At 66.8% G+C, this 22467-nt stretch carries 21 protein-coding genes; 5 read left to right on the top strand and 16 right to left on the bottom strand.

Annotation, left to right across the window (positions count from 1 at the left end; translation table 11 throughout):
• Positions 1-19: 19 nt before the first annotated feature.
• From VXJ37_RS13450 to truB, 9 genes are all read right to left on the bottom strand, one after another.
• On the bottom strand, positions 20-1363 hold the full coding sequence (locus tag VXJ37_RS13450) for a M16 family metallopeptidase (RefSeq protein ID WP_331323526.1): 1344 nt from the start codon (positions 1361-1363) through the stop codon (positions 20-22).
• A gap of 238 nt (positions 1364-1601) precedes the next feature.
• Positions 1602-3860: a polyribonucleotide nucleotidyltransferase gene (locus tag VXJ37_RS13445; protein WP_141946218.1), complete on the bottom strand. Its 2259-nt coding sequence runs from the start codon at positions 3858-3860 to the stop codon at positions 1602-1604.
• 242 nt (positions 3861-4102) lie between these two features.
• The gene (gene rpsO / locus VXJ37_RS13440) at positions 4103-4372 is read right to left on the bottom strand and encodes a 30S ribosomal protein S15 (RefSeq protein WP_043452786.1); all 270 of its coding nucleotides are present in this window, start codon (positions 4370-4372) and stop codon (positions 4103-4105) included.
• 200 nt (positions 4373-4572) lie between these two features.
• On the bottom strand, positions 4573-5832 hold the full coding sequence (kynU, locus tag VXJ37_RS13435) for a kynureninase (protein ID WP_331323525.1): 1260 nt from the start codon (positions 5830-5832) through the stop codon (positions 4573-4575).
• Entirely contained in the window at positions 5829-6683 is an 855-nt protein-coding gene (kynA, locus tag VXJ37_RS13430; RefSeq protein ID WP_331323601.1) for a tryptophan 2,3-dioxygenase, read from the bottom strand. Before kynA ends, kynU begins: the two co-directional genes overlap by 4 nt.
• A gap of 40 nt (positions 6684-6723) precedes the next feature.
• Complete coding sequence (locus VXJ37_RS13425; protein ID WP_331323524.1) at positions 6724-7707, bottom strand: bifunctional riboflavin kinase/FAD synthetase; 984 nt, start codon at positions 7705-7707, stop codon at positions 6724-6726.
• Positions 7708-7807: 100 nt separating this feature from the next.
• Positions 7808-8275, bottom strand: coding sequence for a hypothetical protein (locus VXJ37_RS13420; RefSeq protein ID WP_331323523.1), 468 nt, complete (start codon positions 8273-8275; stop codon positions 7808-7810).
• 19 nt (positions 8276-8294) lie between these two features.
• Positions 8295-8648: a hypothetical protein gene (locus tag VXJ37_RS13415; RefSeq protein ID WP_331323522.1), complete on the bottom strand. Its 354-nt coding sequence runs from the start codon at positions 8646-8648 to the stop codon at positions 8295-8297.
• Positions 8649-8650: 2 nt separating this feature from the next.
• Positions 8651-9598: a tRNA pseudouridine(55) synthase TruB gene (truB, locus tag VXJ37_RS13410; protein WP_331323521.1), complete on the bottom strand. Its 948-nt coding sequence runs from the start codon at positions 9596-9598 to the stop codon at positions 8651-8653.
• A gap of 157 nt (positions 9599-9755) precedes the next feature.
• Here truB and VXJ37_RS13405 point away from each other — a divergent pair, with 157 nt between their 5' ends.
• The gene (locus tag VXJ37_RS13405; protein WP_331323520.1) at positions 9756-10910 is read left to right on the top strand and encodes a pyridoxal phosphate-dependent aminotransferase; all 1155 of its coding nucleotides are present in this window, start codon (positions 9756-9758) and stop codon (positions 10908-10910) included.
• Positions 10911-10941: 31 nt separating this feature from the next.
• On the opposite strand, the gene trxA is transcribed toward VXJ37_RS13405, so the two are convergent.
• A complete protein-coding gene (trxA, locus tag VXJ37_RS13400) occupies positions 10942-11379 on the bottom strand; it encodes a thioredoxin (RefSeq protein WP_331323518.1) in 438 nt (145 codons plus the stop codon).
• Positions 11380-11381: 2 nt separating this feature from the next.
• Complete coding sequence (locus tag VXJ37_RS13395; protein WP_331323516.1) at positions 11382-11921, bottom strand: nucleoside deaminase; 540 nt, start codon at positions 11919-11921, stop codon at positions 11382-11384.
• Between the two features lie 174 nt (positions 11922-12095).
• On the opposite strand from VXJ37_RS13395, the gene VXJ37_RS13390 reads away from it, so the two are divergent.
• The gene (locus tag VXJ37_RS13390; protein WP_331323514.1) at positions 12096-13223 is read left to right on the top strand and encodes a ScyD/ScyE family protein; all 1128 of its coding nucleotides are present in this window, start codon (positions 12096-12098) and stop codon (positions 13221-13223) included.
• Between the two features lie 87 nt (positions 13224-13310).
• On the opposite strand, the gene rbfA is transcribed toward VXJ37_RS13390, so the two are convergent.
• The 5 genes from rbfA to rimP form a co-directional block, all read right to left on the bottom strand.
• Positions 13311-13820 (bottom strand): 30S ribosome-binding factor RbfA, encoded by a 510-nt coding sequence (gene rbfA / locus VXJ37_RS13385; RefSeq protein ID WP_331323513.1) that lies wholly within the window; start codon positions 13818-13820, stop codon positions 13311-13313.
• Positions 13821-14071: 251 nt separating this feature from the next.
• Positions 14072-16981 (bottom strand): translation initiation factor IF-2, encoded by a 2910-nt coding sequence (gene infB / locus VXJ37_RS13380; RefSeq protein ID WP_331323512.1) that lies wholly within the window; start codon positions 16979-16981, stop codon positions 14072-14074.
• A 152-nt stretch (positions 16982-17133) separates the two neighbouring features.
• Positions 17134-17481, bottom strand: coding sequence for a YlxR family protein (locus tag VXJ37_RS13375; protein ID WP_331323511.1), 348 nt, complete (start codon positions 17479-17481; stop codon positions 17134-17136).
• A 180-nt stretch (positions 17482-17661) separates the two neighbouring features.
• Positions 17662-18642, bottom strand: a complete 981-nt coding sequence (gene nusA / locus VXJ37_RS13370; RefSeq protein ID WP_331323510.1) for a transcription termination factor NusA — start codon at positions 18640-18642, stop codon at positions 17662-17664.
• Positions 18642-19253, bottom strand: coding sequence for a ribosome maturation factor RimP (gene rimP / locus VXJ37_RS13365; protein ID WP_331323509.1), 612 nt, complete (start codon positions 19251-19253; stop codon positions 18642-18644). Before rimP ends, nusA begins: the two co-directional genes overlap by 1 nt.
• Before the next feature lie 106 nt (positions 19254-19359).
• Here rimP and VXJ37_RS13360 point away from each other — a divergent pair, with 106 nt between their 5' ends.
• The 3 genes from VXJ37_RS13360 to VXJ37_RS13350 all read left to right on the top strand — a co-directional run bounded on the left by VXJ37_RS13360 (position 19360) and on the right by VXJ37_RS13350 (position 22466).
• Positions 19360-20538: a DUF4439 domain-containing protein gene (locus tag VXJ37_RS13360; RefSeq protein WP_331323508.1), complete on the top strand. Its 1179-nt coding sequence runs from the start codon at positions 19360-19362 to the stop codon at positions 20536-20538.
• A gap of 115 nt (positions 20539-20653) precedes the next feature.
• On the top strand, positions 20654-21421 hold the full coding sequence (locus VXJ37_RS13355; RefSeq protein ID WP_331323507.1) for a VIT1/CCC1 transporter family protein: 768 nt from the start codon (positions 20654-20656) through the stop codon (positions 21419-21421).
• Complete coding sequence (locus VXJ37_RS13350; RefSeq protein WP_440589808.1) at positions 21414-22466, top strand: aminoglycoside phosphotransferase family protein; 1053 nt, start codon at positions 21414-21416, stop codon at positions 22464-22466. Before VXJ37_RS13355 ends, VXJ37_RS13350 begins: the two co-directional genes overlap by 8 nt.
• Position 22467 lies beyond the last annotated feature (1 nt).

Here is a 22467-nt window from a genome sequence, read left to right as displayed (position 1 = left end):
CGGCCGTCGCGCCAGCGCCCTACAGCCCGAAGGTCTCCGACTCTTCGAACGGTCCCACCACGGTAATTGTCCGCGGCGCGGCAGCGAGTTCTGCGGCCAGTTCCTGCACCTGCTCGGCCGTGACGGCTTTGATCAGGCGAAGGGTTTCGTCGATGTCCTGGTATTCGCCGGAGACGAGCTCGGCCCGGCCCAAACGGGACATACGGGAGCCGGTGTCCTCCAGCGCCAGGACGATTCCGCCGCCAAGCTGGCCCACTGCCTTGCGGAGTTCATCGTCCGAAATGCCGTGCTCGGCGAGCTTGTCCAACTCCACACCCAGCAGGTCCACCACCTGGCGGACCTTGGACGGGGTGCAGCCCGCGTACATTCCGAAGTAGCCGGCGTCGGCGTAGGACGATGCGAAGGAGTAGGTGGAGTACACCAGGCCGCGCTTCTCGCGGACTTCCTGGAACAGCCGGGAGGACATGCCGCCGCCCAGGACTGCGTTCAGGACGCTCATGACGTAGCGGCGTTCGTCGGTGGCGACGATCGTGGGGCATCCCATGATGATGTTCGCCTGCTCCACGGCACGCTTGACCACGTGCAGGCCGGCGGTGCCGGTGATCAGGGCCCGTTCCGTGGACCGCCGCTGCACGGGGGCCGCGTCGGGCTCCAGGGGCCACCCCGAGGACTCAAGGGCATCCACTACAAGTCCGCAGACGACGTCGTGGTCCAGCCCACCGGCGGCGGTGATGACCAGTTCCTGCGGCTTGTAGTACCTGCGGTAGTGCTCCCAGACGGAGTCGCGGGCCACGGCCTTGATGGCCGTGGGGGTACCGCCGATGGGGCGGCCGAGAGGATGGCTGCCGAGGACCGCGGCGACAAAGTGTTCGTGGGCAACGTCGGTGGGGTCATCGCTGTCCATCGCGATTTCCTCGAGGATGACGTCCCGTTCCTGCTCCATCTCATCGGGGTCAAGCACGGCACCGGTGATCATGTCCGCAATGACGTCAATCGCCATGGGCAGGTCCGAATCGAGGACCCGGGCAAAGTAGCAGGTGCTTTCCTTGGCTGTTGCCGCGTTCGACTCGCCGCCCACCTCGTCGAACGCCGAAGCGATCTCCAAGGCGGTACGGCGCTTGGTGCCCTTGAACAGCAGGTGCTCCAGGAAGTGGGTGGACCCGTGCTGGCCTGGCGCCTCGTCCCGGGAACCCACGCCAACCCAAAACCCGATGGTGGCGGACCTCTGCCCCGGCATCGCTTCCGTCAGTACCCGCACTCCCCCCGGCAACACGGAACGGCGGACCTCGGACCCACCGTCGGAGCCGTGGACCAAGGTGTCGCCGGCGTGGTTCTGCTCAAGCGGCAGGGGTACAACAGTCATTGATGCCTTTCAGGACGGGCAGCCGGATCTGGCTGCCATCGTAACAGCGGCGGGACCGGTGGATCATCCACCGGTCCCGCCGATTCATGCTGATGCCCGGAAGTCCGGGCTGTTAGACGTCAGCGCCTTCAGCGGGCTCCGTGGCGTGGACGCGCTCGGAGTCGGCCGGAGCCTCTTCCTCGGCAACCNTCACCCCCGGGCCCCGCCGATTCATGCTGATGCCCGGAAGTCCGGGCTGTTAGACGTCAGCGCCTTCAGCGGGCTCCGTGGCGTGGACGCGCTCGGAGTCGGCCGGAGCCTCTTCCTCGGCAACCACCGGGGCGAGCGAGAGCTTTCCGCGGTCATCGATCTTGGTGATTTCCACCTGGATCTTCTGCCCGACGGAAACCACGTCCTCGACGTTGTCCACGCGCTTGCCGTTGGCCAGCTTGCGGAGCTCGGAGATGTGCAGGAGGCCGTCCTTGCCCGGGGTCAGCGATACGAAAGCACCGAAGGTGGTGGTCTTGACGACCGTACCCAGGTAACGCTCGCCGATTTCCGGGACCTGCGGGTTCGCGATGGCGTTGATGGCGGAGCGTGCTGCATCGGCAGACGGGCCGTTGGTGGCGCCAATGTAGACCGTGCCGTCGTCCTCGATGGAGATGTCGGCGCCGGTGTCTTCCTGGATCTGGTTGATCATCTTGCCCTTGGGGCCGATGACCTCGCCGATCTTGTCCACGGGGATCTTCACGGCGATGACGCGCGGAGCGAACTCGGAGAGCTCGTCCGGGGTGTCGATGGCCGAGTTGATGACCTCGAGGATGTGCAGGCGTGCTTCGCGGGCCTGCTTCAGGGCCGCTGCCAGAACGGATGCGGGGATGCCGTCGAGTTTGGTGTCCAGCTGGATGGCCGTGACGAACTCGGAGGTACCGGCAACCTTGAAGTCCATGTCACCGAAGGCGTCTTCGGCGCCGAGGATGTCGGTCAGCGCGGCGTAGCGGGTCTGGCCGTCAACCTGGTCGGAGACCAGGCCCATGGCGATGCCGGCGACGGCGGCCTTCAGGGGCACACCGGCGTTCAGCAGCGACAGGGTGGAGGCGCAGACGGAACCCATCGACGTCGAACCGTTGGATCCGAGGGCCTCGGACACCTGGCGGATGGCGTACGGGAATTCCTCGCGGGACGGCAGGACGGGCACGAGTGCACGTTCGGCCAGGGCACCATGGCCGATTTCGCGGCGCTTGGGCGAGCCCACGCGGCCGGTTTCACCGGTGGAGTACGGCGGGAAGTTGTAGTTGTGCATGTAGCGCTTGCGCGTGACCGGAGACAGCGAGTCGATCTGCTGTTCCATCTTCAGCATGTTCAGCGTGGTGACACCCATGATCTGGGTCTCGCCGCGTTCGAAGATGGCCGAGCCGTGGACGCGGGGCAGGACCTCAACCTCGGCGGTGAGCTGGCGGATGTCCGTCAGGCCACGCCCGTCGATGCGGATCTGGTCCTTGAGGATGCGCTGGCGCACAACGTGCTTGGTGACCGAGCGGAAGGCTGCGGACAGTTCCTTCTCGCGGCCTTCGAACTGGCCGGCCAGGTTGGCCAGGACCTCGTCCTTGAGCGCGTCGGAGGCGTTGTCGCGCTCCTGCTTGTCGGCGATCTGGAAGACAGCGGCGAGCTTGTCGGCCGCAGCGGACTCGACGGCGGCGTAAACGTCGTCCTCGTAATCAAGGAAGACCGGGAACTCGACCGTGGGCTTGGCAGCGCGGGCGGCGAGGTCGGCCTGGGCGTCGCACAGTGCCTTGATGAACGGCTTGGCAGCCTCAAGGCCCTCGGCCACAACCTCTTCGGTGGGAGCGGTTGCGCCCTGTTCCTTGATGAGGTTCCAGGAGTTGTCCGTGGCCTCGGCCTCAACCATCATGATGGCGACGTCGTCACCGGCAACGCGGCCGGCAACAACCATGTTGAAGACCGAGTTCTCCAGCTGGGAGTGCTTGGGGAACGCGACCCACTGGGAACCGTTCTCGTCGTTCACCAGGGCAACGCGGACGCCGCCGATGGGACCGGAGAACGGCAGGCCGGACAGCTGGGTGGACATCGAGGAGGCGTTGATGGCCACCACGTCGTAGAGCTCGTCCGGGTTGATGGCCAGGACGGTCACCACGATCTGGACCTCGTTGCGCAGGCCCTTGATGAAGGCGGGGCGCAGCGGGCGGTCCATCAGGCGGCAGGCCAGGATGGCTTCGGTGGACGGACGGCCTTCGCGGCGGAAGAACGAGCCCGGGATGCGGCCGGCAGCGTACATGCGCTCTTCGACGTCGACGGTCAGCGGGAAGAAGTCGAAGCCTTCACGCGGGTGCTTGCCGGCGGTGGTGGCGGACAGCAGCGCGGTGTCATCGTCGATGTACACCATGGCTGCGCCGGCTGCCTGCTTGGCAAGGCGGCCGGTTTCGAAGCGGATTACGCGCTTGCCGAAACGGCCATTGTCAATGACTGCTTCCGAGAACTGGATTTCGGGACCCTCCAAGAGAGTCACCTCCGTTTCTTTCTTACGGAAGTCCAGCCGCATCAACCCAGCCAGCATCTGTCTACTGGCCCTGCACCCGGTCATCGATCGAGACCCACGGGCCGCCGGCTTCAGTCAACGAAGCCGTTCCCGGAGATCACTACCGAGGACCGCGAATGCGTGATGCGGTTGATCCTCCTGTTTAGTTTTTCATTTGAAGAAGGCGGCCCGTTCCGCGTGGAAAGGGCCGCCCCAAAGCCAGACTAGCGGCGCAGGCCGAGGCGCTCGATGAGCGAACGGTAGCGGGCGATGTCAGTCTTCTTGAGGTAGCTCAGCATGCGCTTGCGACGACCAACCATGGCCAGCAGACCGCGCTGGGTGTGGTAGTCGTGCTTGTGCTCCTTCATGTGCTCAGTCAGATCCTTGATCCGCTGGGTCAGGACGGCAACCTGGACCTCCGGTGAACCGGTGTCGCCTTCGGCGGTCGCGTATTCCTTGATGATGGACTGCTTTACAGCGGCGTCAAGTGCCACAATAACTCCTTGGGAATGTGCCGTGAGGGCCCAGGTCAGTAACTCACTGCCGGGTCTGCCGTGGTGGTCCCGCCCCGGTCAACCGGAGGGAACCGACAACAACAGGAACCAGCCGCCACGGACTGCAGCCGGATCCATCGTCCAGTTTACCGGGCCGGGCCTAACCTTGTCGAAACACGCGCGGCAGGAACCCGCAGGGGTCAGCCCTGCAGCCGGTCCCGGACGGCAGCCATGCCCTGGAACACTTCGGCGAAGCTGGTGCTCAGCGGTGACAAGCCAACGCGGATGCCGTGCGGGGAGCGGAAGTCCGGAATGACGTCCCCGTCCCAGAGCGCTTCCACGGTTGCCTTGGTGAAGTCCGGGTGGTCCACGGTGATGTGTCCGCCCCGCTCCCCCGGCTCCCGTGGCGAGGCGAGTTCCGCGCCCAATGGCGCCAGCCAGGCATCGAAGAGCTCCACGGCGAAGGCCGTCAATGCCACGGACTTTTCCCGGATGGCACCCATCGATGCTTCCTCAATGAGGTCCAGCGTGCCCTGCATGGCGATCATTCCGAAGATGGCGGGGGTGCCACTGAGGAAACCCCGGATGCCCGCGGCCGGTTCATAGCCTGCGGCCATCTCGAAGGCGTCCTTCCGGCCCATCCAACCCCAGATAGGCTGGTTCAGGGACGGGAGGTGCCGGGCGTTGACGTAAGCGAAGGCCGGCGATCCGGGACCTCCGTTGAGGTACTTGTAGGTGCACCCGGCAGCGAAGTCCACGTCCGCGCCGTCCAGGTCGATCTCCACCGACCCCGCGGAATGGCAAAGGTCCCACACCACCAAGGCGCCGGCGTCGTGCACTGCCGCAGTGATTCCCCGCAGGTCGGCAAGGTGCCCTGAGCGGTAGGCGATCTGGCTGAGGAGGACGACGGCGGTGCGCGGCCCGGTAACCTGCCGCACCTGGTCAAGGGTCACCCCGGCGGCGGGGTCCGGCTCGATCCAGCGGAGGGTCAAGCCTTCCTCAAGCGCGATGCCTTCCACAAGGTAGCGGTCCGTGGGGAAGTTCTCGGTGTCGAGCACGAGTTCGTTGCGGTCCGGGTCCTGCACTGCGGCAAGGGCTGCCCGGATCAGCTTGTACAGCACCACGGTGGTGGAGTCGGCAATGATGGTCTGTCCCGGTGCCGCGCCCAGGACGGCACGGCCCATCTGGTCACCGATGGCCTGCGGCATGGCGAGCCATTTCTCGTCCCAGCCGCGGATGAGGCGTCCACCCCACTCGTCACGGATGAAGGCAGCGACATCGTCCGCGGTCCGCTTCAACGGCCTGCCCAGCGAGTTGCCGTCAAGGTAGGACAGCGGCGTGTCGGTGCCGATGAAGTCCTCCCGGAAGTGGGCCAGGGGATCGTTGCGGTCCAGCTCAGCGGCGCGTTGCCGGAGCTCCTCCAAGGACACGCCGGTGGGGTTTTCCTGATGGATGCTCATTGTCCGATCTCCGTCCTGACAGCGAATAGTTCCGGGAAGAACGTCAGTTCAAGGGCCTTCTGCAGGAAGGTCACACCGCTGGACCCGCCAGTTCCGGTCTTCATGCCGATGGTCCGCTGGACGGTGCGGAGGTGCCGGAACCGCCACAGCTGGAAGTTGTCCTCCAGGTCCACCAGTTCCTCGCACGCTTCGTAGGCCGCCCAGTTGTCCGCCGCATTCTCGTAGATGTGCTTGAAGAGCGGTACCAGTTCCGGAGTGAACTCGTGGGCGCGGGTCACATCGCGGTCAAGGACTGACGGGGGTACATCGAAACCCTGCCGGGAGAGGTACGCCAGGAATTCGTCATAGATGCTGGGGGCGGAAAGCAGCTCCTCCAGCATGGCGTGGGCCTGCGGATCGGATTCGAAGACCGGAAGCATCTTCCGGTTCTTGTTCCCCAGGACGAATTCCACTGCCCTGTACTGGGCGGACTGGAAGCCTGAGGAGTTGCCCAGGAAGCCGCGGAACTGCGAATACTCGGTGGGCGTCAGGGTGGCCAGGACGGACCACTGCTCGGTAAGGGTCTTCTGGATGTGCTTGACCCGTGCGATGCCCTTGAGGGCCGAGCCGAGGTCGTCTTCGCGAAGCCAGCCGGCGGCGCTGCGAAGTTCATGCAGGACCAGCTTGAGCCACAGCTCCGTGGTCTGGTGCTGGATGATGAACAGCAGTTCGTCGTGGTGTTCAGGCTGGCTGACCGGCTGTTGCGCGCTGAGCAGCGTGGGCAGCTGCAGATAGGAGGCGTAGCTCATCCGCGAGCTGAAGTCGCGGACTATACCCTTGTCCAGCTTGCGGGTGTTCTTCTCGACGGACACGTCCAGCCTTTCGTTGTTGTCAGCCGGGTGGACGCTGCATTCAGCGGGCAACCAGGAGCTGGTGCGCCTGGTCGACATCCAGCCGCATTTGTTCCACCAGGGCCTCAGGGCCACGATAAGCCACCATGCCCCGGAGCCGCTGCACGAATTCCACGATGACTGTCTGGCCGTAGAGATCGAAGTCCTCCACGGCTTCCGTTGGCCTGTCGATCACGTGTGCTTCCACCTGGCGGCTGACGCCGTCGAACGTGGGGTTGGAGCCTACGGAAATGGCGGCCGGCCAGCGCTTGCCGGCCTGGTCCACCAGCCAGCCGGCGTAGATACCGTCGGCCGGGACCAGGCCCGTGGCGTCCGGGGAAAGGTTTGCCGTGGGGAATCCCAGTGCCCTGCCGCGGGCGGCGCCGTGCACCACTTCGCCGCGCATGCGGTGCGGGCGGCCCAGGACGGAGGCGGCCGTGGCGACGTCGCCTTCCTGCAGGGCCTCGCGCACCCAGGTGGAAGAACAGCGGCGGTCCGTGCCGCCGTCGTCATGCAGGGGGTAGCCCTCGGACCCGAACTCGCTGATGACCTGGACGTCGAAACCGAACTTTTCGCCCAGCGCCTTCATGGTCTCCAGGTCGCCGGAGTTGCCCCGTCCAAAGCGGGCATCGTGGCCGATGACCACGTGGCTGGCATGCAGGCAGTGCACCAGGTACTGCTCCACGAATTCCTCGGCCGTGAGGCTGGCAAGATCCAGGGAGTATTTGACTACCAGGATGGCATCCAGGCCAAGCTCCCCCAGCGCCTCCAGCTTGTCATCCAGGCCCATGATCAGCTCCGGCGCCGATTCGGGCCGGTGGATGACTGCCGGGTGGGGGTCGAAAGTGATGGCCACGGCCTTCGCCTGTGCGAGGCGGGCCGAACGGATCAGTTGGGACAGCACCTGCTGGTGGCCGCGGTGAACGCCGTCGAAGTTGCCGAAAGTGACAACAGATGGGCCGAAGTCCGCCGGGACATCGGACGGATCGTTCCAGATGTAAACCATCACCCTCGCCTTAAGCTGCCTGAAAGCATCGACGTTCCGTCAACCATGCCGGCCGCGGAACTCTTCAAGGTTACCCGGATTCGCGGCGCAGCTTTTGCGCCTACTCCGCGGCGTTGCCCGGGGCCGCCGCCGCCTTGGACGGACGGCGCCGGTACAGCCACACCAGGCCCAGGATGGGCAGCAGCAGGGGGATGAAACCGTAGCCGCGACCAAAGAGGGACCACACGGTCTCATGCGGGAACTGGACGGAGTCAAGGATGCTGAGGGTTCCCACCACCAGCACACCCACCAGTTCCACCAGCACTGCCGCCACGGAAACTTTGAACCAGGTGGTTCCCGCCTTGGCCAGCGAAATTGTCGCCACGATGTACACGACGGCGGCGAAGGCGGAGAGCAGGTACGCCAGCGGGGCCTCGGAGAACTTGGTGAGGATCTGGTAGCCGGCGCGGGCGGTAGCCGAAATGGCGAAAACGCCGTACACCGCGATCAGCAGGCGCCCGGGCCCGGTGTTGCGGGTGTTGCGGACAGGGGTGTTGCCGGTGGCCGCCTGGGCCTGCTGGTTCTTCATTCTTGCTGCTTCTTCCACTTCAGTACCAGATCTGGTTCATTCGGGCAGCCATGACCAGCGCCGTGACGCCGACGGCGGCCAGGACAAAGTTACTCCACCGGGTCCGTTCCAGGATGGACCAGTAAATTGCTGCCGGCGGCAGCAGCATGGCCGTGGCCATGTAACCCCAGAACTCCCAGGCTTCCCCGGCGATGTGTTCGCCGGCGATGACGCGCACGATCGAGCCCACCAGGTAGACCACCAGGGCTGCTTCCACTGCCACAACGGACAGGAGGGTGACGTCGTTCGGCGCCTTCTTGAAGATTCCGGCGCCCAGGCACAGCAGGGTGGACACGAGGCCGACGACGAGGATGATCCAAAAGTATCCGTCCACGCTCAGGCCTCCGCTGCAGCGGTCGCCGCAGTCCCGCTGCCGTTTCCGGTGCCGGGCGCGAAGACAAGCACAGGTTTCGCGTAGCTGCCTGCGTCCGCGAGGAGGGCCACCAGGGAACCATCGGGGGCGAAGGCAGCCGCCGGATGCTCGGCCGTGGCGGCCCCGGGGGTGCCGGCCGCCACGCCGGCCGCGATCCGCCGGCCGAAGGAAATCTCTGCCGTCTCCGCCGCGGTCAGTTCGCGGTTGGGCATCAAGGCCCGGGCTGCCTGGGACATCTCAAGGATGTTGAGCTCGTCGGCGAGCTGTTCGAGGGTCCGCGCCTGGTCCAAGGTGTACGGGCCCACCTGGGTCCGCCGGAGGGCGGTGAGGTGGCCTCCCACGCCCAAGGCGGTACCCAGGTCCCGGGCCAGCGCCCGGATGTACGTGCCGGAAGAGCACTCTACGGTCACGTCCAGGTCCAGAACACCCGCTTCGTTGTCCCGCCGGATGGAATGCACCTCAAACCCGTGGATGGTGACGGGCCGGGCGGCGAGCTTGACGTCCTCGCCGGACCGCACCCTTGCGTAGGCGCGTTCGCCGTTGACCTTGATGGCGCTGACGCTGCTGGGCACCTGCTGGATGCCGCCCGTGAGCGCTGCAACGGCGTCGTGGATATGTTCGTCGGTGACACCGGCGGCGCTGGTGGTGGCAGTGACCTCGCCCTCCGCATCATCCGTGACGGTCGACTGGCCAAGCCGGATGGTGGCCGTGTAGGTCTTGGACGTGCCCACGATGTAGGTCAGCAGGCGGGTGGCTTTGTTGATGCCCAGCACCAGCACGCCCGTGGCCATGGGATCCAGGGTTCCTGCGTGCCCCACTTTCCGGGTCCCTGCGAGGCGCCGCATCCGGCCAACCACATCATGGCTGGTCCATCCCTGCGGCTTGTCCACTATCACCAGTCCAGAAAGCACGCCTCCCAGTATATCGGCGCAGGTTGGGGCGCCCGTGCAGGCGAACAGCGGCGGCATTGGGGTGGGCGGTGAACGCGCGGACGACGGCGGCAGGCGGCCGTCCCCTTCCCCCGCCGGGCGTCGTGGGGCGGAAGCCGCGGCGGCTAGGATGGCTGGCATGCCTGAGCTTGCCGCCCACGTCCGCGACGTCCCCGTCAACCAGATCCGGGAGATTACCGAGGCAGCGTGGCGCACGCCCGGCGCCGTGGTGCTGAGCATCGGCGAACCGGGGTTCCCACTTCCCCGCCACGTCCTGGAAGCGGGTATTGCCTGCCTTGACCGGGACGAGACAAACTACACGCCCAATGCCGGCATTCCGGCTCTTCGCGAGGCGTTCGCCGCCAGGTTCCGGGAAGAACAGGGCGTTGACGTCGGCGCGGAGCGCGTGTACGTGGTGTCGGGCGCGCAGCAGGGACTGCACTTCGCCATGAGTCTGCTGCTCTCCCCCGGCGACGAAATCCTGATCCCCAACCCGGGTTACCCCACGTTCGCCATGACCAGCCGCCTGCTGAACGCCGTTCCGGTGGGCTATCCCCTGCACCCGGAGCATGGCTTCCAGCCCCGGGTGGCCGACGTGGAGTCACTCATCACCAACCGCACCCGGGTGCTGGTGCTCAACTCCCCCTCCAATCCCCTGGGCGCCGTGCTCGACGCCGAACTGGTCCGTGAGCTGGTGGAACTGGCCCGCCGCCACGATATCTGGGTCATTTCAGACGAGTGCTACGAGGCGTTCACCTACGATGTGCCGCACGTCAGCCCGGCCCGGTTCGATGGCAGCACGCCCGGCGATGCCCGCATCTTCACCTCGCTGACGCTGTCCAAGACGTACGGGCTGACGGGATTGCGGATTGGTGCGCTGGTCTGCCCTCCGGGGCTCGAACAGAAAATGGACAACGTCATGGAATCGATCGTGTCCTGCGTGGCATCGGCACCGCAATACGCAGCGCTTGCAGCCCTCACGGGCCCGCAGGACTATGTCCGGCACGCACACCAGCACTACCGCGAGAACCGGGACGCGGCGTCGGCGGTCCTGGCGGCGAAGGGAATCCGCTACCTGCCGGCGCAGGGCGCGTTCTATTTGTGGGCCGACATGTCCCACGTGACCGGTGGCGATGTGCGGTCCTGGGTACGGTGTTTCCTTGCCGATTCCGGCGTGGCGCTGGCTCCGGGAACGGCGTTCGGCTCTATCGGCGAGGGCTGGGTGCGGATCGCGCTGTGCGGCCGGAAGCAGGATTTGGTGGAAGGGTTGTCGCGGCTTCCTGCGGCATCCTGACCCCGGGACGCTCCAACAGGCAGGCCTGCTGCTAGCTCCGGGCGCCCGCCAGCGCTTTGTCGAGCCAGGAACGCAGCACCTCTGCCGGCGCCGCGCCGGCCTGCCTGGCGGCAACCTTCCCGTCAACGATCACCATCAGCGTGGGAATGGCCTGCACGTCGAACCGCCGGGACAGGTTGGGCGACTGGTCCACGTCAACCTTGACCAGCTTGATCTTCCCGGGCCGTTCCCTGGCGAGCTTGTCAAGGACGGGGCTGACCATGCGGCAGGGTCCGCACCAGGCAGCCCAGAAATCGACCAGCACCGGAACTGAAGACTGCTCGGCCACAGCCGCGAAGTCGGTGTCGCCCGCGGAGACGATCCATGGCAGGTCTGCCTTGCAGTTGCCGCAGCGCGGGTGGCCGGCGGCCTGGGCCGGCACCCTGTTGGTCTTCCCGCAGGCCGGGCAGGCCACAAGCGTTGGTTCCATGGCTAGTATTCCTTCCTGGCGTCAAAGGCGCGCCATGTTTGGAAGGGAACATCCGACGTCGGGATGTCACCCCTGGTGACCGGCATGAGTTCCGGCGCTGCCCCGCTGAAGTAGTCGTAGAAGAGGGCGTCGTCAAAGCCGGCGGCTGCGGCGCCGTGGCGGTCGGCCGCGAAGTAGACGTGGCCGATCCGGGCCCAGAGGGCCGACGCCAGGCACATGGGGCACGGCTCACAGCTGGCGTAGAGGATGGAGCCAGTGAGGTCGAAGTCCGCGGTGGCGGCAGCAGCCGCCCGGATGGCCACCACCTCTGCGTGGGCAGTGGGATCGTTGTCCCGGGTGACCCTGTTGACGCCGGTGTGGACGCGCCCGTCCCGCGTCACCACCACCGCCCCGAACGGGCCGCCGCCCTGGCCGACGTTTTGGGTGGCCAGGTCCACGGCATGCGCAAGATATTTGGCCTGGTCAGCGTGGGAGGCCCGGCCTGGGTTTTGCCCCTGGTCGAGGTCCCGGGAGGGGCTGCCGCCGTGATCCGCAGTGGTCATAGCACGATCCTAGCCACCGGTACCCCGTCGGGGGATGAAAGGGGGGCAATAAGGGGGCATTCCTCCTGCCCCTACCGGCCGGTACGGGCCTACGCTTGCGCCCGGGGGACACTTTCGGCCTCTGCGGAGGCCTCCATATCACGCCCGCAAGGGCCTCGCACCCCGGAGTACCCAATGAAGAAAAGACTCGCAATCTTAGCCTGTATCGCCGCCTCGGCCGCCGCACTAGCGTCCGCAGGTCCCGCCGCCGCTTCCGCCGGCGCACCGGATTATGAGGTTCTTGCAGGCGGGCTCGTATCCCCACTGCACGTCTCGGCAGGAACCGGAAAATCAGTCCTCGTTTCCCAGGACTTCGTCGGGAAGCTGACCCGCATCAACCGTGACGGCTCCACGGCCGACCTGGACACGCACACGGCCAAGGGGTGGGAGGTGGCGGGTTCCGATACCCGGGGCAGCACCACCTATTACCTTGAGAGCGTGGGCGCCGGCCAGGGCGACCCGGCAGCGCTGCATGGCTACCTCAAGTCCATTGACTCAAAGGGCCATGTGGAGATCATCGCCAACATTGCCGACTACGAGCGGCGCCACAACCCGGACGGTGACCAGCGTTACGGCTTCGGAGACGACGTCAGCGCCCAGTGTCTGGCCAACTGGCCCAAGTTCCCGCCTCCCACGTACAAGGGCATGGTTGATTCGCATCCCTACGCGCTGGCAGTCCGCGACGACACAGCCTATGTTGCCGATGCGGGCATGAACGCCGTCCTCAAGGTCAACCTGAAGAACGGTGACATTGACACCGTTGCCGTCCTCCCCCCGAGGCCGGCGGTTATTCCGGCAGGCCTGCGGATCCCCACGGACATGCAGGGGAACACCGTGGCGGTGCCGTCCTGCGTCGTGGGGCATAAATACGCGTTTGAACCGGTGCCCACGGACATCGGGATCGGTCCCGACGGCATGCTCTACGTGACGTCGCTGCCAGGCGGCCCGGAAGGACCCGAACTGGGGGCGCGGGGAGCTGTCTTCAAGATTAACCCGTGGAACGGTGACGCCGACGTCTGGGCGGACCACATCCTCAGCCCCACCGGCCTGGCTGTGGGGGGCAACGGAGATGTTTATGTTGCGTCCCTCTTTGGCGGCCAGATCCTGAAGTTCACCTGCGGAGGTGACCGCTCGAAGTTCCTGGCGGTGAACATGCCGGCCGACGTGGACATCAAGGGGGACAACCTCTACGCCACGATCGACGCCCTGGGCGACCCGTCCCAGCCCCCTGCCGGCAAGGTCATCAAGGTGGACCTCAAGTAACACCGGGCATATTGCCGGACATCGTGGCACGCACAGGTTAAAAGCACCAGGGGCCCGGAATCGCTTCCGGGCCCCTGGTGGGGGGTCCTACTTGGTGCTGTCCCCGTCAAGGTCTTCATCGCCGGTGAGGTCCAGTTCCTCTTCGTCGAAGTCGTCCTCGTCAATGTCCACGTCGGCGGATGCATCGGACTTGTAGGGGTCCGAGTCGCCGGCGTGCTTCGCGTTGGCAGCGAGGGCGGCCACTTCGGCGTCGCGCTTGCGCGCTTCCCGCAGCAGTTCCTCGAGGTTGGAGGCGTTGACGGGAATCTGGTCAGCCACGAACTCGAGGGTGGGGGTCAGGCGTACGGTGATGTTCCGGCCCACCTCCTGCCGAAGCACACCCTTGGCCTTCTCAAGCCCCTTGGCAGCATCAGCCTGGACAGTCTGGTCACCGAAGACGGTGTAGTAAACGGTGGCGTGCTGCAGGTCATTGGTCACGCGGGCATCAGTAACGGTAATGCCCTCCACCCGGGGATCCTTGATCCTCCGGCCCAGGGCCTCAGCAACAACAACCTTAATCCGCTGCGCCAACTTGGCAGCGCGTGCCGGATCAGCCATGAACAACTCCTATAAGAAGAAAAAATTAGGGACGTACGACGGCGGCACAGTCACCCAGGCGGTTGAGTCGCCTCAGGTGGTGCTCGCCTTGGTGAGCCAAGGACGACGCCGGAGAGTTTTGGGGGCGCCCGGGAGTGGCATCGGGCCTACCGGAGCTGGGCGGCAGAGGATCGCAAGATCCTTTGCCGCCCAGCGTAGGGGCGGGGCGCCCCCAAAACTCGGAGGCGCCCAGCCACTGGTTGTGAACCCGCTTAGACGCGCGGCTTCTCGCGCATCTCGAAGGTCTCGATGATGTCACCTTCGGTGATGTCGTTGTACGACCCAAGACCGATACCACATTCGAAGTCCGTGCGGACCTCTGTGGCGTCGTCCTTGAAGCGCTTGAGCGTCTCGATGGTGAGGTTGTCGCCGATGATCTTGCCGTCGCGGCTGACCCGTGCCTTGGTGTTGCGGCGGATGATGCCGGAGCGGACGATGGAGCCGGCGATGTTTCCGAACTTGGAGGAGCGGAACACTTCGCGGACCTCGGCGGTGCCAAGCTGGAATTCTTCGTATTCCGGCTTGAGCATGCCCTTGAGCGCTGCTTCGATGTCATCGATTGCTGCGTAGATGACGGAGTAGAAGCGCATGTCCACGCCTTCGCGGTCTGCCAGTTCGGCAACCCGCTCGGCGGGCTTGACGTTGAAGCCGATGATGACGGCGGAGTCGACCGTTGCCAGGTTGACGTCGTTCTGCGTGATGGCACCCACACCGCGGTGGATGACGCGCAGCTGCACACCTTCGCCGACGTCGATCTTGAGCAGCGCGTCTTCGAGGGCTTCCACGGCACCGGAGACGTCACCCTTGAGGATGAGGTTGAGGGTGTCGATCTTACCTTCGGCGACGGCCCGGTCGAAGTCTTCCAGGCTGATGCGCTTGCGGCGCTTGGCCAGGGCGGCGTTACGGTCGGCGGCTTCGCGCTTCTCTGCGATCTGGCGGGCGGTGCGCTCGTCAGCGGTCACGAAGAAGGTGTCGCCGGCGCGCGGGACGTTGGACAGACCCAGCACCTGGACGGGGCGGGACGGGCCTGCCTCGGTCAGGGCACTGCCGTCGTCGTCGAACATCGCACGGACGCGGCCGTGGGCCGTGCCTGCCACGATGGTGTCGCCGACGCGCAGGGTACCGGACTGCACCAGGACGGTGGCAACAGCACCGCGGCCCTTGTCCAGGTTGGCTTCGATGGCGATGCCGCGGGCGTCCTTGTTCGGGTTGGCGCGCATGTCCAGGGCTGCGTCTGCGGTGAGCAGGACGGCCTCGAGCAGCTCGTCGATGTTGAGGTTCTGGCGGGCAGAGACCTCAACGAACATGGTGTCGCCACCGTATTCTTCCGGAACCAGGCCGTACTCGGTCAGCTGGCCGCGGACCTTGTCCGGGTTGGCGCCTTCCTTGTCGATCTTGTTCACGGCCACGACGATCGGCACGTTGGCCGCTTGGGCGTGGTTGAGCGCCTCAACGGTCTGCGGCATCACGCCGTCGTCCGCTGCGACCACCAGGATGGCGATGTCGGTGACCTTCGCACCACGGGCACGCATGGCGGTGAACGCCTCGTGGCCCGGGGTATCGATGAAGGTGATCTTCCGGTCTTCGCCTTCGTGGTTGTGGGTGACCTGGTAGGCACCGATGTGCTGGGTGATGCCGCCGTGCTCGCCCGCCATGACGTCGGACTTGCGGATGGCATCGAGCAGCCGGGTCTTACCGTGGTCGACGTGGCCCATGACGGTGACAACCGGAGGACGTGCCTCGAGTTCGTCGTCGCCCTCGGCCTCAAGCTCGGCGTCGAAGTCGATGTCGAAGCCGGAGAGCAACTCGCGCTCCTCGTCCTCCGGGGAGACGACCTGCAGCTTGTAGCCCAGCTCCTCGCCCAGCAGCGCGAAGGTTTCCTCGTCCAGGGACTGCGTGGCCGTGGCCATTTCGCCCAAGTGGAAGAGGACCGTCACCAGTGCGGCGGGGTTCGCCTCGATCTTGTCGGCGAAGTCCGTGATGGACGAGCCGCGGCGAAGCCGGATAACGGTGTTGCCGTCGCCGCGGGGTACGCTCACGCCACCCAGCGACGGGGCACTCATCTGCTCAAGTTCCTGGCGCTTTGCGCGCTTGGACTTGCGCTGCTTGCCACGGCCTGCGCCGCCCTTGCCGAAGGCACCCTGGGTGCCGCCACGGCCGCGTCCGCCCTTGCCGAAGCCACCGCCGGCCGGAGCACCGCCGCCGCCACCGGGACCGCCGGTGCCGGGAGCGCCACCGGGACGTCCGGGACCGCGGCCGCCACCGGGACGGCCGGCACCTGCGGGTGCGGGACGCTCGGTGCGGTTGGGCATCATGCCGGGAGTGGGACGGGGACCACCGGGACGCGGGGCGCCGGGACGGGGTCCACCTGCACCGGCTGCGGGACGGGGTCCACCTGCACCGGCCGCGGGACGCGGACCACCGGGGCGGGGCCCACCTGCACCGGCTGCGGGACGCGGACCACCGGGACGGTCGCCGTCGCGGCCGCCCGGACGGGGCATGCCCTGGGACGTGGCGAACGGGTTGTTGCCGGGACGGGGAGCGCGTTCACCGTCTCCGCCGCGGCCGCGGGGCATGCCCTGCGAGGTGGCGAAGGGGTTGTTGCCGGGACGCGGACCGCCTGGACGGGGACCGGAGGCACCGGGCGTTGACCCACCGGGACGTGCCGACGGAGCCGGGGTCTCGGCCTTGGGGGCCGGACGGGCACCGGGCTTGGCGCCGGTGGACGGAGCTGCAGGCGCGGACGCAGCGGGTGCTGCAGGCGCGGAGGCAGCGGGCGCAGCCGGGGCTGCTGCCTGTGCGGGGGCAGCGGGCGCAGCAGGAGCCGGTGCCTGCGCCTTGGCGGCCGGAGCCTTGGGCGCAGCGGGTCCGGGAGCCGGAGCTGAAGGACGTGATTCCGCCGCGGGAGCGGGTGCCTTGGGCGCGGCGGCGGGCGCTGCGGACGGTGCAGCCGACTTGGCGGCAGCGTCGGGGAAGGCGTTGCGCAGTTTCCGCACAACGGGGGCCTCAATGGTTGAAGAGGCGGAGCGAACGAATTCGCCCAGTTCCTGCAGTTTTGTCACTGCATCTTTGGAAGTTATACCGAGCTCTTTGGCGAGCTCATGTACGCGGACCTTGGCCACATTTCTCCTGTCTCGGTCCGCACCGAGCCAGGCACGAACCGTCTACTTCTTACTGCGGACCCCAGCCGCTGTTGATGCGAAGGGGCCCATTGCAGAGCGCAACAAAGTTGTCATCGTTACGCACTCATCGCTGGGAACTCATCGGGTTTCCATCAGATTTCTGACCCGCTTTCAGGTTGGACGGTTGGTGTTGCGGCCACCGGGGCGGCGTCAACTTTCGGGCCTGACGTGATCCGGTGTTCAACGGCTGCGGTCCCGGTTGCGCCGTGAAGGGCACGTCCGAATGCTCGCCGCTTGATCGCCAGAGCCAGGCACGATTCGCTGGGGTGCAGCCATGCACCCCGGCCAGCCATCCGGCGTCGTTCATCCACCAGGACAGCGGTTGACCCGCTGCCTTCGGCGACGAGCCGGAGCAACTGTGACCGCGGGCCTTTCTTCCGGCATCCGATGCAGGTACGTTCGGGCTGATTCCCTGTGGAAAGTATTTCTGCCACGGTCATCGTCCTGACGTTCTTTCTGCTGGCCCGGGTTTTACCGTCTCCGCAGTTACGGAAACGAGCACGCCCAAGGCACACGGCTACCGGCCGTTAGGCGCGGTCTTATCTATTCTAGCCCCTTTGGGCCGTTCTGCCCGAAACCGGGCGGCTGCCGCGGCGCAGCAGCCGCCCTTGTCCGGGACGCTATTTGTCTCGGGCGGCAGCGGCGTCGGAGACGATGTCGATGCGCCATCCGGTCAGCTTTGCCGCGAGGCGGGCGTTCTGGCCTTCCTTGCCGATGGCCAGGGACAGCTGGTAGTCGGGAACCACAACCCGGGCGGAGCGCGTGGCTTCGTCGGTGATGGTGACCGAATTCACGCGCGAGGGCGACAGGGCGCTGGCAATGAACGTCGCCGGGTTCTCGCTGAAGTCGACGATATCGATCTTTTCGTCGTTCAACTCGTTCATCACCGCGCGCACCCGGGAGCCCATCTCGCCGATGCAGGCACCCTTGGCGTTGATCCCGGGAGTGTTCGCTTTCACGGCGATCTTGGTGCGGTGTCCGGCCTCACGGGCAAGGGCGACGATCTCCACTGAGTGGTCGGCGATTTCGGGGACTTCGAGTTCGAAGAGCTTCCGGACCAGGCCGGGGTGCGACCGGGACAGCGTCACGGAGGGACCCTTGGTGCCGCGGTGCACGTCGATGACCAGGGCGCGCAGGCGGTTGCCGTGGACGTACTTTTCTCCGGGAACCTGCTCGGGCGGCGGCAGCAGGGCCTCGATGGAGCCGAGGTTGACCTGGATCATGTGCGGGTTGTTGCCCTGCTGGATGGTGCCGGAGACCAGTTCACCTTCGCGGCCCTTGAATTCGCCCAGGACGTTATCGTCCTCGACGTCGCGGAGCCGCTGCAGGATGATCTGGCGGGCGGTGCTGGCGGCGATGCGGCCGAACCCTTCGGGGGTGTGCTCGAACTCACCGATGGGGGCGCCTTCGTCGTCGATCTCCACCGCCCAGATGGTCACATGTCCGCTCTTGCGGTCCAGTTCGGCACGCGCTTTTTCGAAGGCGCCGGGCGACTTGTGGTAGGCCACCAGGAGCGCCTGCTCGATGGTGGGGATCAGGAGGTCCAGCGGGATTTCACGCTCACGCTCCAAAAGTCTCAGTGCGCTCATGTCAATATCCATCAGGCCTCCTCAGAAGGTCCATTGTGTTCAGGTTCCAGACCGTCCTCCGGGAGGTGGCTGAATTCGATCTCGACTTTTCCGTTGCGGATCCTGTCGAAAGGAAGCTTTACGGGGTCGCCCTGCCGGGGCTTCATGCCCTTCTTGACGGCGAGCTCCGGAACGAGGGTCACTCCCCCGTCGTCCACGGCCTGGATGCGGCCGGTCACGTTCTCGCCCTGGATGACGTTGACCTTGACCATCCTGCCCCGGGCGCGGTGCCAGTGCCGGGGTTCGGTCAGGGGGCGTCCGACGCCGGGCGAGGACACTTCGAGGTCATAGGGACGGCCGTCGTCATTGGGATCGTTGTCCAGCACATCGGAGAGCACCTTGGAAATGTCCGCGATGACGTCCAGGCTCACCCCGCCCGTTTCTTCCTGCGGCAGGTCCACCACGACGTGGACCACCCGGTGGGAGCCGGGGATGATGGCCACGTCCTCGAGGTGCAGGCGGTTGGCCTGGACGGCGGGTTCCAGGAGGCCGCGGAGCCTGGCAGCTTCCGGGTTGTGGGCCGGCGCGGTTCCGTTGCCCGTGCCGGTGTGGTCTGGTGAAGCCGTAGCTTCTGCGTTGCTCACGATGCCGGCCGCCTCCCTATAGATGATGTGGTGTTTACTAGCGTAGCTATTTTACCGGCCCAGTGGTGCACCCGGGTGCCCCCTCACCGTGACACCATGGTCTGTTGTGAAAGACCCCCTCAAGGACACCCGCCCGCGCCTGCGACCGTTCCGGTATGCCGTCGTGGCCCTTACCGCGCTGGTGGTCCTGAGCCTGGGTTTCGCCTTGATTCCCGCGGAAAAGCCCGCGCCGGCAGAGCCGCCGTTCTCCGAGCGGGCCAGGGCGGCGGCCCTGGCTGAGGCACTCGACCTGCGGGCAGCGGGGATGCAGCTGGCGTCCACCGGCGCGGCGGACCCGGCCGTCATGGACCCGGTTGTGACCTTGCTGACCATCCAGGCCAGGGCCCTGCTGTTCCCTGCCGCCGGGTCAGCGCCTGCCACTGCCCTGGCATCGGCATCGCCGTCCTCCACGAGCCCGCCCATAAGTGCTGCCGGGTTCGTGCAGGCCATGGCCGCCAGTGGGACCGCCCGCGTCAGGGATGCTGAAACGGCCGACGGCGGCGTGGCGCGCCTTCTCGCGGGAACAGGCGCCGCCCAACTCCTCGCGGCCGGACGCCTCGCCACCGCCCTCGGAGTTCCTGCGCCGGAGCCGGCCGCCAATTCGGAGATGGCTTCCTCCGGACCGGCAACAACCGTCCCCTGCCCGGCACCGTCCGGGCAGGCTGCGGGGCCCGCCACCGCCCCCGCAGGTGGCGGAGCGGGCTTGCCCGCAGATACGCGCCACGCCCTGGCGTCCGCGGTCAGCGCTGAGCAGCAGGCGGTCTACGGCTACCAGGCAGCACTCCCCCGGCTCGCTCCCGCCCAGGCCGGCCCGGCGTCGGAATTCCTGGCCCGGCACAAGGAACTGGCCGCTGCGGCGGAGGAACGGCTCCGCCTCGCTTGCGGTACGCCAGTGCCACAGCAACCGGGGTATGTCCTGGATCCCGGGTTTTTGGCCGCCCCGGCGGTGAACCTTGGCCGGCTGGAAGCGGCGGCCGCCACCTCCTACGGCGATCTGGTGGCGGTAAGCCAGGGCCAGGACCGGGCGTGGGCGGTCTCTGCGCTCCAGGCTGCCGCGGACCGCGCAGTCCGCTGGGGTGTGGACCCGGGGCCGGTTCCCGGCCTTGCCCTGGACGTGAGCCAACTGCCTGTCCTTCCCGGGGACGCGGGACGTCCCGGCGGCGCTGGCCCTTCGACTGCTCCTGGCCCTACCACTGGCGCTGGACTTCCCACCGGTGATCTCCCGAAAACGCCCGCGGCATCCTAGGCCCGCTCCAAGCGCCGGGCACTGCCCGCTGACCGGACCCGGGCATGCAAAGACGCAGGCAAAGAAGGGCCTGCAGAGGGTGGCACCGGGCCGGCAGGGGTGGTTTGCTGAAGGAATGAACGCGGATGAACCGGCTGAGGCCCCGAAGACCACTTCTGCCGGGGCCGGGTTGAACAGCCACCTTGAGACGGAACCGCACGGAAACGACATAGCGCACCGGTTGAACTGGTTGCGTGCAGGCGTCCTTGGCGCCAACGACGGCATCGTCTCGGTCGCCGCTATCGTGGTGGGCGTGGCCGGCGCCACCGCCGAGGCGGGTCCCATCCTCACGGCCGGCGTGGCCGGGGTGGTGGGCGGGGCAGTGTCGATGGCCCTGGGTGAATACGTCTCGGTCAGCAGCCAAAGCGACAGCCAACGGGCCCTGATCGAGAAGGAACGCCGCGAACTGGCCGAAGACCCGGAAGCCGAACTGGCCGAGCTGACCGCCATCTACCAGGCCAAGGGCCTCACTCCTGAAACGGCTGCCAGGGTCGCCCGCGAACTGACCTCACATGACGTCCTGGCCGCACACCTGTCCGCCGAACTCAACATCGACGAGGAGGACATCGTCAGCCCCTGGCACGCGGCTTTCGCTTCGGCCATCGCCTTCACTGTCGGTGCCATCCTGCCGATGCTGGCCATCCTGCTTCCCCCGCCGGCGATCCGCGTCCCCCTGACCTTCGTTTCCGTCCTGGTGGCGTTGGCGCTCACCGGCGCCCTGGGAGCATGGATCGGCGGCGGCTCAAGAACGCGGGCGGCGGTGCGGGTGGTGATCGGCGGGGCCCTGGCGCTGGCTGCGACCTTCGTAATCGGCAACCTGCTCGGCGCCTCCGGCGTTGTCTGACCCTGTCGTGCCGCCGCCTGCCACGCACTCAGTGCCCATCCCGCCGGCCCTCTCGGAGCGCTACCAGCGGAACAGCGCGGGACGGGCCTGGCTGGACGGCCTCCCGTTCCAGCTGGCTGACCGGCTGGACGAGTGGCAGCTCACGGTGGACCTGGCGCCCGGCCGGCTCCCGTGGAGCGGCCACGGCGGCCTCGTCGTGCCGGTGCGGCAGGAAGACGACTCCCCCGCGGCCCTCAAAATAGCATTCCCCCACGACGAAGCAAGGGTTGAGCAGCACGCGCTGGCACTCTGGGGCGGCCACGGAGCTGTCGGACTGCTCGCGTCGGACGCAGCATCGTGCGCGATGCTCCTGGAACGGCTCGACGGCGACTGGTCGCTGCTGGACGTGCCAATGGACGACGCGGTCCGGGTATGGGGCGGACTGGTGCGGCAGCTGGGGCTGGCGCCGTACGGCCGTCCCGAGTGGCGGGAGTTTGGCCACATAGCCGCCCGCGCCGAGCAGTGGAGCGACGACCTGCCGGCGGACTGGGAGCAGTTGGGCCGCCCGTTTCCCCGCTGGCTGCTCGAGGCAGCCCTTGAGGTGTGCCAGACGCGCGGGGCGGTGGGACGGCGGTCGGCACGCGATCTGCTGGTGCACACAGACCTGCATTACCTGAACATCCTGGCACGCCTCGGAACGGCGTCTGCGGACGAAGCAGCCACGCCTGCTGGATACGCCGCCATCGATCCCCAGCCCTTGATCGGTGAGCCGGAGTTCGCCGTGGCCCCGCTGCTCTGGAACCGTCTCGCGGACCTTCCGGCCTCGGGCGCCGGCTCTGCCCTGCTCGAACGGTGCCACGACTTCAGTGCCGCGGCCGGACTTGATCCAGAGGTGGCCAGGCAGTGGGGGGTCGCCAGAGAAGTGGAAAACGCCCTGGCGTACGCCGCTCAAGGCCACCAGGGCGACCTCGCACGGTCACTGTGGGTTGCCAGCACCCTGGCCGGCAGAACGCTGGACGGGCTGCCGCATCCCCATTCATTGCCTGAGCCAGGACAGGGCGGCTAGC

This window comes from Pseudarthrobacter phenanthrenivorans (assembly GCF_036455295.1).
GTDB classification, from domain to species: Bacteria; Actinomycetota; Actinomycetes; order Actinomycetales; family Micrococcaceae; genus Arthrobacter; species Arthrobacter phenanthrenivorans_C.
The sequence above is the reverse complement of the archived record's forward strand: the minus strand, read 5'-3'. Positions and strand labels throughout refer to the sequence as shown.